This is a genomic window from Saccharothrix tamanrassetensis, assembly GCF_014203665.1.
Lineage (GTDB): Bacteria > Actinomycetota > Actinomycetes > Mycobacteriales > Pseudonocardiaceae > Actinosynnema > Actinosynnema tamanrassetense.
The window spans coordinates 17279-29780 of the sequence record NZ_JACHJN010000013.1 but is presented as its reverse complement, the minus strand read 5'-3'; the positions used below and the strand labels follow the sequence as shown (position 1 = coordinate 29780).

Annotated in this window: 14 protein-coding genes; 10 read left to right on the top strand and 4 right to left on the bottom strand. The window is 72.5% G+C overall.

Going from position 1 to position 12502, the window contains the following annotated elements:
* Positions 1–8: 8 nt before the first annotated feature.
* Positions 9–329 (bottom strand): oxidoreductase, encoded by a 321-nt coding sequence (locus tag FHS29_RS31830; protein WP_184697246.1) that lies wholly within the window; start codon positions 327–329, stop codon positions 9–11.
* Positions 330–504: 175 nt separating this feature from the next.
* Between FHS29_RS31830 and lpdA the strand changes: the two genes are divergently transcribed.
* From lpdA to FHS29_RS31795, 7 genes are all read left to right on the top strand, one after another.
* Positions 505–1875: a dihydrolipoyl dehydrogenase gene (gene lpdA, locus FHS29_RS31825; protein WP_184697243.1), complete on the top strand. Its 1371-nt coding sequence runs from the start codon at positions 505–507 to the stop codon at positions 1873–1875.
* Positions 1876–1929: 54 nt separating this feature from the next.
* Positions 1930–3783 (top strand): 2-oxoglutarate dehydrogenase, E2 component, dihydrolipoamide succinyltransferase, encoded by a 1854-nt coding sequence (gene sucB / locus FHS29_RS31820; RefSeq protein ID WP_184697240.1) that lies wholly within the window; start codon positions 1930–1932, stop codon positions 3781–3783.
* A gap of 180 nt (positions 3784–3963) precedes the next feature.
* Positions 3964–4848 (top strand): TIGR01777 family oxidoreductase, encoded by an 885-nt coding sequence (locus tag FHS29_RS31815; RefSeq protein ID WP_184697237.1) that lies wholly within the window; start codon positions 3964–3966, stop codon positions 4846–4848.
* Between the two features lie 10 nt (positions 4849–4858).
* Positions 4859–5482, top strand: coding sequence for a phosphatase PAP2 family protein (locus tag FHS29_RS31810; RefSeq protein ID WP_312865191.1), 624 nt, complete (start codon positions 4859–4861; stop codon positions 5480–5482).
* The gene (lipB, locus tag FHS29_RS31805) at positions 5469–6212 is read left to right on the top strand and encodes a lipoyl(octanoyl) transferase LipB (protein ID WP_184697234.1); all 744 of its coding nucleotides are present in this window, start codon (positions 5469–5471) and stop codon (positions 6210–6212) included. The genes FHS29_RS31810 and lipB overlap by 14 nt, the downstream gene beginning before the upstream one ends.
* A gap of 61 nt (positions 6213–6273) precedes the next feature.
* Positions 6274–7290 (top strand): serine hydrolase, encoded by a 1017-nt coding sequence (locus FHS29_RS31800; RefSeq protein WP_184697231.1) that lies wholly within the window; start codon positions 6274–6276, stop codon positions 7288–7290.
* Between the two features lies 1 nt (position 7291).
* Positions 7292–7777, top strand: a complete 486-nt coding sequence (locus FHS29_RS31795) for an ArsR/SmtB family transcription factor (RefSeq protein ID WP_184697228.1) — start codon at positions 7292–7294, stop codon at positions 7775–7777.
* A gap of 177 nt (positions 7778–7954) precedes the next feature.
* Here the strand turns inward: FHS29_RS31795 and FHS29_RS31790 are convergent, their stop codons facing one another.
* Positions 7955–8890, bottom strand: coding sequence for an LLM class F420-dependent oxidoreductase (locus FHS29_RS31790; RefSeq protein WP_184697225.1), 936 nt, complete (start codon positions 8888–8890; stop codon positions 7955–7957).
* 44 nt (positions 8891–8934) lie between these two features.
* Positions 8935–9585 (bottom strand): TetR/AcrR family transcriptional regulator, encoded by a 651-nt coding sequence (locus FHS29_RS31785; protein WP_184697223.1) that lies wholly within the window; start codon positions 9583–9585, stop codon positions 8935–8937.
* A gap of 132 nt (positions 9586–9717) precedes the next feature.
* On the opposite strand from FHS29_RS31785, the gene FHS29_RS31780 reads away from it, so the two are divergent.
* From FHS29_RS31780 to lipA, 3 genes are read left to right on the top strand one after another with little or no spacing between them, the layout of a single operon-like run.
* Complete coding sequence (locus tag FHS29_RS31780) at positions 9718–10179, top strand: hypothetical protein (protein ID WP_184697220.1); 462 nt, start codon at positions 9718–9720, stop codon at positions 10177–10179.
* A gap of 20 nt (positions 10180–10199) precedes the next feature.
* Entirely contained in the window at positions 10200–11120 is a 921-nt protein-coding gene (locus FHS29_RS31775) for an oxidoreductase (protein WP_184697217.1), read from the top strand.
* A 15-nt stretch (positions 11121–11135) separates the two neighbouring features.
* Entirely contained in the window at positions 11136–12137 is a 1002-nt protein-coding gene (gene lipA, locus FHS29_RS31770; protein ID WP_184697215.1) for a lipoyl synthase, read from the top strand.
* A 68-nt stretch (positions 12138–12205) separates the two neighbouring features.
* Here the strand turns inward: lipA and FHS29_RS31765 are convergent, their stop codons facing one another.
* Entirely contained in the window at positions 12206–12496 is a 291-nt protein-coding gene (locus FHS29_RS31765) for a hypothetical protein (RefSeq protein WP_184697212.1), read from the bottom strand.
* Positions 12497–12502: the final 6 nt, after the last annotated feature.

Below are 12502 nucleotides of genomic sequence, written 5' to 3'. Positions count from 1 at the left end.
GTATCCGGTCAGCCGTTCTGGTTCTTGCGGCGGGTGTACTCGCGCATCCGCTTCGGGTAGCCGACGATGCCGGCGTCGTAGATCGGGATGCGCAGCTTCTTCGCCAGCTTCTTCGCGCCCTCGGTGCCGTCGATGCGCCGGCGGGTCCACTCGCCGTCGTGCGCGACCAGCACGACCGTGGTGTCCGTCACGGTCGTCTTCGGCTCGACGTACGCCTCCACGCCCCTGCGCGCCGCCGCCCACTGCTCCAGGTGACCGGTGTCCGTGGACGTGGCCGTCCGCAGCACGCCAGGGCGCTGCTTCCTGCGAAAACGGTCGAACAGCCCCACCGGACAACCTCCTGTTGCGGCTCGTGTCGACCATGGTGCCGGCGTGCGTGTGAAGGCGTGGCCAAATCCTCCCAAGAGGACACCGCGTCGCCGCCGCCGGCGAAGTAGTGACAAGATGGCAACCACCCGCGCGCACCCGCGCGGAGTAAGGCATCAAGCCCTCCAGGGAGATCCCGTGACCGACACCTCCGCCGACCTCGTGATCCTCGGTGGCGGCTCGGGCGGCTACGCCTGCGCGTTCCGCGCGGCGGAGCTCGGCCTGTCCGTCGTCCTGGTCGAGAAGGACAAGTTGGGCGGCACCTGCCTGCACCGCGGCTGCATCCCGACCAAGGCGCTGCTGCACGCGGCGGAGGTCGCGGACAACGCCCGCGAGGGCGACCAGTTCGGCGTGAAGTCCTCGCTGGAGGGCATCGACATCGCGGGCGTCAACTCCTACAAGGACGGCGTGGTCAGCCGGCTCTACAAGGGTCTGCAGGGCCTGGTGAAGGCCAACAAGGTGACCCTGGTGTCCGGCGCCGGCACGTTCGTCGGGCCGAACGCGGTCGAGGTCGACGGGCAGCGGTACACCGGCAAGAACGTCGTGCTGGCCACCGGCTCGTACGCGCGCAGCCTGCCCGGCCTGGAGATCGGCGGCCGGGTCGTCACCAGCGACCAGGCGCTCAACCTGGACTTCATCCCGGAGAAGGTCGTGGTGCTCGGCGGCGGCGTCATCGGCGTCGAGTTCGCCAGCGTGTGGGCCTCCTTCGGCGCGGAGGTGACCATCGTGGAGGCGCTGCCCCGGCTGGTCCCCGCCGAGGACGAGTACGCGTCCAAGCAGCTGGAGCGCGCCTTCCGCCGGCGTGGCATCAAGTTCAAGACCGGCGTGAAGTTCACCGGCGCGAACCGGACCGACTCCGGCGTCTCGGTGTCCCTGGAGTCCGGCGACGTGCTGGAAGCCGACCTGCTGCTGGTCGCGGTCGGTCGCGGCCCCAACACCGCCGGCCACGGGTACGAGGAGGCAGGCGTCCGGATCGACCGCGGCTTCGTGGTCACCGACGAGCGGCTGCGCACCAACCTCCCGAACGTCTACGCCGTCGGCGACATCGTGCCCGGCCTCCAGCTCGCGCACCGCGGGTTCCAGCAGGGCATCTTCGTCGCGGAGGAGATCGCCGGGCAGAACCCGAAGGTCATCGACGAGGCGGGCATCCCGCGCGTCACCTACTGCAAGCCGGAGGTCGCCTCGGTCGGCCTGTCCGAGGCCGCGGCCAAGGAGAAGTACGGCTCGGTCGAGACCTTCGTGTACGACCTGGCGGGCAACGGCAAGTCCCAGATCCTGAAGACCGCCGGCGGCGTCAAGCTGGTCAAGGCGCCGGACGGCCCGGTGGTCGGTGTCACCATGGTCGGCGAGCGGGTCGGCGAGCTGATCGGTGAAGCCCAGCTGATCTACAGCTGGGAGGCCTACCCCGAGGACGTGGCTCCGCTGATCCACGCCCACCCGACCCAGACAGAAGCCCTCGGCGAGGCCTTCCTCGCCTTGGCCGGCAAGCCGCTGCACGTGCACGGCTGACCGTCGCACCCCAGTCAGCCGATCCCCGACCCACGCACGAGGAGTCAGCGAACGATGGCCTTCTCCGTCCAAATGCCCGCACTCGGCGAAAGCGTCACCGAGGGCACGGTCACCCGCTGGTTGAAGCAGGAGGGTGACCGCGTCGAGGTCGACGAGCCGTTGCTGGAGGTGTCCACCGACAAGGTCGACACCGAGATCCCCTCCCCGGCGGCGGGCGTCCTCCAGAAGATCGTCGCCCAGGAGGACGAGACCGTCGAAGTCGGCGCCGAGCTCGCCGTCATCGGTGACGGTGCGGAGGCGCCGTCCGGTGGGGACGAGTCGACCTCCGGCGGCGGCACCACCCCGGCCGAGGAAGCGCAGCCGGAGCCCCAGTCCGCGCCCGAGCCGCAGGCAGCGCCCCAGCCGCAGTCCGCCCCGGAACCGCGGGCCGAGGCGCAGAGCGAGCCGCCGGCCCAGTCGGGCGGCTCCGCGGAAGGCACGCCGGTCACCATGCCGGCCCTGGGCGAGAGCGTCACCGAAGGCACCGTCACCCGTTGGCTCAAGCAGGTCGGCGACGCGGTCGAGGTCGACGAGCCGCTGCTGGAGGTCTCCACCGACAAGGTGGACACCGAGATCCCGTCCCCGGTGGCCGGCACCCTGCTGGAGATCAACGCGGGCGAGGACGAGACCGTCGAGGTCGGCGGCAAGCTGGCCGTGATCGGTTCCGGTTCCCCGGCTGCCTCCGCTCCCGCGCCGAAGCACGCCCAGCCCGAGCCGGCCCAGTCCGAGCCGACACAGCCCGAGCCGGCCGAGTCCGAGCCGACCAAGCCCGAGCCGGCCCAGCAGGCACCCGCCCAGCAGGCACCGACTCAGCAGGCACCGGCCCAGCAGTCCCAGGCCGCGCCCGCGCAGTCCGCCGCTCCGGCGCAGTCCGCCGCGCAGCCCTCGGCTCCGGCAGAGGGTGCCGGTGAGGACGCGAACGGCGCGCCGTACGTGACCCCGCTGGTGCGCAAGCTGGCCTCGGAGAACGGCATCGACCTGGCGGGCCTCAAGGGCAGCGGCGTCGGCGGCCGGATCCGCAAGCAGGACGTGCTGGCCGCCGTCGAGGCCAAGAAGGCCCCGGCGCCCGCCCCGGCCGCCCCGGCTCCGGCGGCGAACGCCCCGGCGCAGCGGGTCGCCTCCGCGCCCGCCGCGGACAGCAGCGGCAAGCGCGGCACCGTGCAGAAGCTGCCCCGGCTGCGCCAGATCGTCGCGCAGCGCACCCGCGAGTCGCTGCAGGTCTCGGCCCAGCTCACCCAGGTCTTCGAGGTGGACGTCACCAAGATCGCCCGGCTGCGCAACCGGGCGAAGGCGGCGTTCGAACAGCGCGAGGGCACCAAGCTCACCTTCCTGCCGTTCTTCGCGAAGGCGGCCGTCGAGGCGCTCAAGCAGCACCCGGTGCTCAACGCGTCCATCGACGAGGAGAAGAAGGAGGTCGTCTACCACGGCGCCGAGCACCTGGGCATCGCGATCGACACCGAGCGCGGCCTGCTCAACGCGGTGATCGCGAACGCGGGCGACCTCAACCTGGCCGGCCTGTCGCACAAGATCGGCGACCTGGCCGCGCGGGCGCGGGGCAACAAGCTGACCCCGGACGAGCTGACCGGCGGCACGTTCTCGCTGACCAACCTGGGCAGCAACGGCGCGCTGTTCGACACCCCGATCATCCAGCAGCCGCAGGTCGGCATCCTGGGTGTGGGCGTGGTCAAGAAGCGGGCCGTGGTGATCACCGACGAGAGCGGCGACGACACCATCGCGATCCGCTCGATGGCGTACCTGGCCCTGACCTACGACCACCGCCTGGTCGACGGCGCGGACGCGGGCCGGTTCCTCACCACCGTCAAGAACCGGCTGGAGGAGGGTTCGTTCGAGGCCGACCTCGGTCTCTGACGCCCCCGCACGAACCCGCCGAGGCCGCTCCGGACACCCGTCCGGGGCGGCCTCCGCCGTTCGGGGACGGTCGCGCCGAGGACGCGGTGCGGTGCCGGCGGCCCGACCGGACGAGCCCAGTGGCATGCATGACACTTCCGCCGCTGTGCAACACCCCGCGCGCTGCGAGACGATCAACTCATGCGGGTAGTGGTCGCGGGTTCATCGGGCTTCATCGGCACCAGCCTGGTGGCCGCCTTGCGCGGAGCGGAGCACGAGGTGATCCGCCTGGTCCGCCGCCGCCCCGCCGCCCCGGACGAACGCGAGTGGGATCCGCCCGCCGGTCGGATCGCCCCGGACGCCCTGACCGGCGCGGACGCCGTGGTCAACCTGTGCGGTGCCGGGGTGGCCGACAAGCGCTGGAACCACGCCCGCAAGCAGGTGCTGCTGGACAGCCGCACGGTGCCGACCGAGGTGCTGGCGACGGCCGTGGCCGAGCAGCGGATCCCCACCCTGGTCAACGCGAGCGCGGTCGGCTACTACGGCGACACGAAGGACGAAGTCGTGGACGAGTCGGCGCCGTCGGGCACCGGCTTCCTGGCCGAACTCTGCCGCCAGTGGGAAGCCGCCACCGCGCCGGCCGCCGGCCAACGCGTGGTCAGGCTCCGCACCGGCCTGGTGATCAGCCCCTCCGGCGGCCTGTTCGGCAAGCTGAAGCCGCTGTTCCGGTTCTTCCTGGGCGGGCGGCTGGGCGACGGCCGCCAGTACATGCCGTGGATCTCCCTGGACGACGTGATCTCGGCGATCCGCTACGTCCTGGAGCACGACGCCATCCACGGCCCGGTCAACCTGACCTCGCCCAGTCCGGTCACCAACGCCGAGTTCACCCGGACGGTCGGCCACGCCCTGCACCGGCCGACCCCCTGGGTGGTGCCCGGTTCCGTGCTCAAGGCAGTGCTGGGCGAGATCGCGGAGGAAGGCGTCCTGGCAGGTCAGCGGGCGGTGCCCAAGGTCCTCGAACGCAACGGCTTCCACTTCCTGCACCCGGCTCTCGGCGCGGCGGTGGCGGCGGCCGTGCACGGATGACCCGGAGGCGGTGACGAAAGCCCTGGGACCGAGGACGTTCCTGGCCGGCGTGGGCGCGGTGATGGCGCTGGCGTCCGTCGTGCTGGGCTTCTCCGTCCACCGGGACATCCCGGAGCTGGACGCCGCCCTCCGCGACGTCGCGGTCTCCATGGGCCCGAACACGACCCCGGTGGCGACCGTGGTCAGCTTCCTGCTGAGCCCCGGCATGGCGGTGGTCGCCCTGGCTTCGCTGACCCTCCGGGCCTTCCTCGCCCGGGACGTGCTGATCTTCAAGGGCGCGGTCCTGCTGGGCACCTCCTGGTCGACCGTGCTGGCCCGCTACACCTACGACCGGGTGCGGCCGGTCGAGCACCACCTGCCCTCCTACCCCAGCGGGCACGTCACGGCGGTCACCGCGGTCGTGTTCACGGGAGTGGTGCTGTGCGCCCACCTGGCCCGTCACCTCCTCCGGAAGGCCGTCGCCATCGCGGTGACCGCCATCGCGCTGACCGCCGCCAGCCGGGTGGCGCTGGAGGTGCACTGGTTCACCGACACGGTGGGCGCGGTGCTGGCCACCACGGGCGTCGGGCTGCTCGCAACCCTGGCCCTGCGACTGCTCCCGGTGGGCGTAGGGTCGAACCGTGAGCAGTCCTGAACTCTCCTGCCGCACCTCGACGGACCCGATCGACGTGCGTGAGCTGGGCACCATCGACTACCTGGCCGCGTGGGAACTGCAACGCGAACTGGCCGACGCCCGCGCGGACGGCGACGTCGGCGACACCATGCTCCTGCTGGAGCACCCGCCGGTGTACACCTGCGGCCGGCGCACCGAACCGGAGGAGCGGCCCAAGGGCGGCGACATCCCGGTGATCGACGTGGACCGGGGCGGCAAGATCACCTGGCACGGTCCGGGGCAGCTGGTGGGCTACCCGATCGTCGGGCTGATCGAGCCGCTGGACGTCGTGCAGTACGTGCGGCGGCTGGAACAGGCCCTGATCCACGTGTGCGACCAGCTCGGCGTGCGCACCGGCCGGGTCGACGGCCGCAGCGGCGTGTGGATCGCCGCCGACGACCGGGGCGTCGAGCGCAAGATCGCCGCGATCGGCATCCGCGTGCAGCGCGGCGTGACGATGCACGGCTTCGAGATCAACTGCAACGCCGACCTGGCCGGGTTCGGCGCGATCATCCCCTGCGGCATCCGGGACGCGGGGGTCGCGTCGCTGTCGCGGGAGCTGGACCGCGACGTCACGGTCGCCGAGGTGCTGCCGCTGGCGCGCCAGGCCGTGATCGACGCGCTGAACGGCGACCTGCCGTTGACCGACCGCACGCTCATCCGTGAACAGCCGGTGGCCGCCGGCGTGACGTTCGCGGTGCAAACCCGCTGACAACCGCGACACCTCCCCTCTAGTATTCCGGAATTACGGACTACCAGAGGGGAGATTCGTCGTGCTCCTGACTCGACGGCACCTGCTCTCCGCCTTCGGTGTGGCGGGCGGCACCCTGCTGCTGCCCTCCCCGCCCGTGGCGGCACGGGAGGACCAACCCGACGACTGGCTCCGCTGGCTGCGGGCGAACCGGCAGCACGCGGCCGTGGTGGTGGACGACGGTCGAGGCGGCCGGGTCGCCCACAGACCCCACGAACGCCAACCCCTGGCGTCCGCCGTGAAGGTCGTCCACCTCGCCGGGTACGGGTCGGCGGTCGGCCGGGGCCTGGCCGGGCCGGACGAACGGGTGGCGGTCGGCGAGTGGGAGAAGTACTACCTGGCCCTGGACGGGGGCGCGCACCAGCAGGCGCTCAAGACCCTGGACCTCAAGTCAAGCAACGGTCACACCGCCGACGACCCGCACGCGACGGTCACCCTGGACGACCTCGCGAGGGTCATGGTCCGGCACAGCGACAACGCCGCCGCCGACTACCTGCGCCACCGGCTGGGCGAGCGCACCCTGCGCCACGCCGCCATCCGCGCGGGCTGGCCGGACGCCCCGGTCCCGTCCATCCTCGGCACCTGGCTCCGGCTCGTCCTGGACCGGGAGGTCGACCCGGAGCGCTACCTCGGCGACCCTCGGCTCCAGCTCGAGGTGATCGGCCGCTTCCGGGACGTCCCGAAGACCTACGACGGCCAACGCCCCTGGGCCCGCGGCACCTGGCGGGGCACCGCAGCCGGCCTGCACCGGCTGCACCGCTCCCTGGACCGGTTCCCCGCGGCGCTGAGGCACCTGGAGAACGACCCGGACCTCCCGCCGGGCGTGGCGGGCATCGGCTTCAAGGGCGGCTCGCTGCCCGGCATCGTCACCGTCGGACTCCGGGTCCGGTGGCAGGACGGCCGGGTCGGCACGGCGGCGGTGCTCACCGAGGAGGTCGACGAACAGCGCTTCCGGACCGCCGCGAGCCTCGTCGACCTGGTGCGACGAGCCTTGCTCGACCCCGCTGTGCTGCGGGAGTTCCAGGTCAGCCTCTCGTAGGATGACCACGGTGGACCTGGTGCAGCGACTTGCCGAGTTGGAGCAGCGCGTGGCGGCCCTGGAGGGCGACGGGCGCGAGGCGCTCGCGCTGCCCGAGGCCGAGGACGGCGGCGGCGCGTTCGGCTACGGCGGCCGGGTCGCGCTGGGCGGCGGGCGCGTGACGTGGCAGATCGACGTGACGCCGGAACGCGCGCTCTCCCTCGCCGACCGGCCCCGCATCGAGGTGCTCGCCGCGCTGGCCCACCCGGCGCGGGTCGACATCGTCCGGTCCCTGCTCGCGCAGGGACCGCAGCCGGCGGCGGCGCTCCAGGAGGCCGCCCGGCTCGGCTCGACCGGTCAGCTGTACCACCACCTCAAGGCGCTCACCGGCTCCGGCGTGGTCGAGCAGGACAAGCGCGGCAGCTACCGGTTGCGGACCGCCGCCACCATCCCCGTGCTCGTCCTGCTCACCGCCGCCTCGGACGTGGCGGGTCAGCTGGGCGGCTGACGTCCGCCGCAGCCGCCCCGCGGGATCGCTTCGAGCCGCGCGGGCGACCCGCCGGCCGCCTGACCGGCCCACCGAGGTCCGGTCAGCCGCGCAGCCGCCGCACGAAGTCGCGTCCAGCCGCGCGGGCAACCCCGCCGACGCCACGTCGGCGCAGTCGACCCGCCGGCTGATCCGGCGTCAGCCGCGCAACCGCGGCGCGACCTCGGCGGCCACCAGCTCCAGGTGATCGAGGTCCGAGAGGTCCAGGAACTGGAGGTAGGCCCGGCTGATCCCGGTCTCCGAACGCCACCGGGCCAGCCGTTCGGCCACCTCGGCGGGCGTGCCCGCGAGCCCGTTCTCCTTCAACTCGGACACGTCGCGCCCGATGGCCGACGCCCGGCGGGCCACCTCGGCGTCGTCCCGCCCGACGCACGCCACCAGCGCCACGGACCGGGTCATGGTGGCCGGGTCGCGCCCGATCGCCCGGCACGCCGCGTCCACCCGCTCGAACTGCTTCGCCGCGAGCTCGGCGGTCGGGAACGGCAGGTTGAACTCGGTGGCGTGCTTCGCGGCCAGCGCGGGCGTGCGCTTCGCACCCGTGCCACCCACCACCACGGGCACCGGCGACTGCACCGGCTTGGGCAGCGCGGGCGAGTCCACCAGCGTGTAGTGCTTGCCGTCGAACGAGTAGGTCTCGCCGACCGGCGTGCCCCACAGCCCGGTGATGATCTCCAGCTGCTCCTCGTACCGCTCGAACCGCTCCCCCAGCGGCGGGAACCGCAGGCCGTAGGCGGTGTGCTCCTCCTCGAACCACCCGGAGCCGAGACCGAACTCGACGCGCCCACCGGACATCCGGTCCACCTGCGCGACGGAGATCGCGAGCGGTCCGGGGTGGCGGAACGTCGCGGCGGTCACCAGCGTGCCCAGCCGGATGGTCTCGGTCTCCCGCGCCAGGCCGGCGAGCGTGATCCACGCGTCGGTGGGTCCGGGCAGGCCGTCGACCGAACCCATCTTGAGGTAGTGGTCGGAACGGAAGAAGGCGCCGTAGCCCGCGTCCTCGGCGGTGCGTGCGACACGCAGCAGGTCGTCGTAGGAAGCCCCCTGCTGGGGCTCGGTGAAGATGCGCAGTTCCACGGGACCAAGCTAATCGCCCGCGAACCGGTACCGCGATCCGGCGGCTAGCGGCGGCGCGACCGGGACCGGTGCTCGGAGCGCGACTCGACCACCCGGGGCGGCGCCTCGCTCACCCGCAGCCCCTCCACCACCCGCACGATGGTCCGCTCCACCTCGGCGCTGGCCTTGCGGGGATCGGCGGCCCCGGCGATGGTGCTCGCCCCGGCGGACAGCGCGCCGAACAGCAGTCGGGCCATCGTCTCCACCGGCAGCTGCTCCAGCTCGCCGTTGTTGATCAGCACCTCGATGGTCGTGCGCAGCAGCCCGTAGCTGAAGTGCTCCTCGGCCTCGCGCCACCGCTCCCAGCCCATCACCACCGGGGCCTCGTGGATGACGATCCGCTGGTAGGACGGCTCCAGGCAGACCCGCACGTAGGCGCGCAGCCCGGCGATGGCGGTGTCCCACGGGTCGCCGGGCGCGCTGACGATCTCGCCGAGCTTGCGCATGAACGCGTTCTCGACCGAGTCGAAGGCGGCCTCGAACAGCGCCTGTTTGCCGCTGAAGTGGTGGTAGAGCGCGCCCTTGGTGAGGCGGGCCCGCTTGGCCACCTCGTCCAGCGACGTGCCCGCGTACCCCCGTTTGGTGAAGAGCTCCACGGCGCTGGCCACGAGGGCCTGCCTCGTGGACTCGGAGTACTCGACACGCCTCGACCGCACTGTCACCACGTTCACAACCGTACGACATACCGACGGTACGTACCCGTGGTATGTTCGCCTCATCGGCCATACCGGCGGTATGTTGGAGACCTCGGGTATGACGCCGGTCACCACGAAGAGGGAGGCGTGATCATGGGTTGGACCGACTTCTACCGACGGCGTGACGCTCTGGACGCCGTGCTCCGCGCCGCCGCGGGCAACCCCGCGGCACCCCTGACCTGCGACCGGGACCTGTTCGCCGACGAGGCCGAACTGCTCCTGGCCCTGCACTACCGGTGGATGCAGCAGCTCACCGGACGCCTCGGCGCCGCGCTCCAGGACAGCGAGGACGACCGGGTGGAGGTCGTCACCCGCACCTGGCGGGCCCTGGCCGCCGAGCAGCCCGTGCTGCGGGCCGTGCTGGACGAGCACCTGACGTCCACCGAGGCCGTCGAGCGCGAGCAGCGCCTGCTGGCGCTCACCGCGGGCCTGGCCGAGCTGTCCGAGCCGAGCGCCACGATCTCGCGCGTCGGCGCGGCGTTCGCAGCCCTGATCCGCACCGGCCCGGCCGTCGCGAGCCCGGTCCGGCACCGCGGGCTCGCCAAGAGCGCCTGAGCCAGGGTTAGGTGGTGACCATGACCTGGACCGAAGGCGACATCCCAGACCAGACCGGCCGCACCGTCCTGGTGACGGGGGCGAACTCGGGGCTGGGCCTGCGCACCGCCGAGGTGCTCGGGGCCAAGGGCGCCCGCGTCCTGCTCGCCTGCCGGTCCCCCGAACGCGGGCGGCGCGCCCTGGAGCGCGTGCTCGCGGGCGGCGGCACGGCGGAGCTGGTCGCACTCGACCTGGCCGACCTGGCGTCGGTCCGCGACGCCGCCGCGGCGGTGCGGGAGCGCACCGGCAGCCTGGACGTGCTGATGAACAACGCCGGGGTGATGGCGGTGCCGCTGGGGCGCACCGCCGACGGCTTCGAGCGCCAGTTCGGCACCAACCACCTCGGCCACGCCGCGCTCACCTGGCAGCTCATGCCGCTGCTGCGCGCGACGCCGGGGGCACGGGTGGTCACCCTGTCCAGCCTCGCCCACACGGGCGGCTCGCTCGACCTGGCCGACCCGAACTACGAGGTGCGCCGGTACTCGTCCTGGCGCGCGTACAGCCAGTCCAAGCTGGCCAACCTGCTGTTCGCCCGGGAGCTGGACCGGCGCTGCCGCAGCGCGGGCGTGGACGTGACGTCCGTCGCGGCGCACCCCGGCATCACGGCCACCGAGCTGAGCGCCAACATGGCCCGCTCCCGCGGCAACCCGCTGGTGGCGCTGGGTGCCAAGGTCGGCGACTTCTTCGCGCAGAGCGTCGAGAAGGGTGCGTTGCCGCAGCTCTACGCCGCGACGTCGCCGGACGTGGAGGGTGGCGGGTACTACGGCCCGGACGGCTGGCGCGGCATGCGCGGACACCCCACCCGCGCGGACTCCTCGGCGGCGGCCCGCGACGAGCTCGCGGCCGCCCGGCTGTGGGACCTGACGGCCGAGCTCACGGGCGTCACGCCCGACCCCTCGTGACGTAGGGTTGGCGTCGTGACCGTCGTACCTGAGGGTCGGAAGCTGCTGCGACTGGAAGTCCGCAACAGTCAAACGCCCATCGAGAAGAAGCCCTCGTGGATCAAGACCAAGGCGAAGATGGGCCCCGAGTACCGGGAGCTCAAGGGCCTGGTCAAACGCGAGGGCCTGCACACGGTGTGCGAAGAGGCCGGCTGTCCCAACATCTACGAGTGCTGGGAGGACCGGGAGGCCACCTTCCTGATCGGTGGCGAGCAGTGCACCCGCCGCTGCGACTTCTGCCAGATCGACACGGGCAAGCCCGCCGACCTGGACCGCGACGAACCGCGCCGGGTCGCCGAGTCCGTCCAGGCGATGGGGCTGCGCTACTCGACGGTGACCGGCGTGGCGCGGGACGACCTGGAGGACGGCGGCGCGTGGCTCTACGCGGAGACCGTCCGCCAGATCCACGCCCTGAACCCCGGCACCGGCGTCGAGCTGCTGATCCCGGACTTCAACGCGGTGCCCGAGCAGCTCGCCGAGGTCTTCGCCGCGCGCCCCGAGGTGCTGGCGCACAACCTGGAGACGGTGCCGCGGATCTTCAAGCGCATCCGCCCGGCGTTCCGCTACGAGCGCTCGCTGGAGGTGATCACCCGCGCCCGCGAGGCCGGCCTGGTCACCAAGTCCAACCTCATCCTCGGCATGGGCGAGACCCCGGACGAGGTCACCGAGGCGCTGGCCGACCTGCACGAGGCGGGCTGCGAGGTCATCACGATCACCCAGTACCTGCGCCCGTCACCCCGGCACCACCCGGTGGAGCGCTGGGTGAAGCCCGAGGAGTTCGTGACCCACAAGGAGACCGCCGAGTCCATCGGCTTCTCCGGCGTCATGGCGGGCCCGCTGGTCCGCTCCTCGTACCGCGCGGGCAGGCTCTACGCGCAGGCCGTGCAGAAGCGCGGCGACGTGCTGCCGGACAACCTGCACCACCTGCTGGAGGCAGGCAGCGCGGCCCAGGAGATCACCTCCCTGCTGTCCCGCTGAGAGAGCTCCGACGACGCCCGGCACCGGCTCGGTGCCGGGCGTTCCTCATGCGGTCAGCGGGGCGTTCCTCATGGGGTCGGCCGGCGCCGCCGGACGGAACTGCCCACCACCAGCAGCACCCCCACCGCGGTCACCGGCACGGCCCAGGCCAGCCGCACCTCCCGCAACCGCTCGCAGATGCCGACCAACGCGGCACCCTCCGCCTCGGCCGACACCTCGTCGAACCCCATCCCGACACTGTTCCCGCAGGGCACCGCCAGCCCCGAGGGCGAGTCCGCGGTCAACGGCAGGAGCATGATCAGCAAGCCCGCCAAGAAGAACGCGACACCGACCACTGCGGCGACCGTCCTGGGCGACATGGCGTC

What these genes read in the sequence shown, in the direction of transcription:
- sucB (WP_184697240.1), top strand. Translation starts at nt 1,930, where the DNA reads ATGGCCTTCTCCGTCCAAATGCCCGCACTCGGCGAAAGCGTCACCGAG.
- FHS29_RS31815 (WP_184697237.1), top strand. Translation starts at nt 3,964, where the DNA reads ATGCGGGTAGTGGTCGCGGGTTCATCGGGCTTCATCGGCACCAGCCTG.
- FHS29_RS31795 (WP_184697228.1), top strand. Translation starts at nt 7,292, where the DNA reads ATGACCACGGTGGACCTGGTGCAGCGACTTGCCGAGTTGGAGCAGCGC.
- FHS29_RS31780 (WP_184697220.1), top strand. Translation starts at nt 9,718, where the DNA reads ATGGGTTGGACCGACTTCTACCGACGGCGTGACGCTCTGGACGCCGTG.
- FHS29_RS31775 (WP_184697217.1), top strand. Translation starts at nt 10,200, where the DNA reads ATGACCTGGACCGAAGGCGACATCCCAGACCAGACCGGCCGCACCGTC.
- FHS29_RS31765 (WP_184697212.1), bottom strand. Translation starts at nt 12,496, where the DNA reads ATGTCGCCCAGGACGGTCGCCGCAGTGGTCGGTGTCGCGTTCTTCTTG.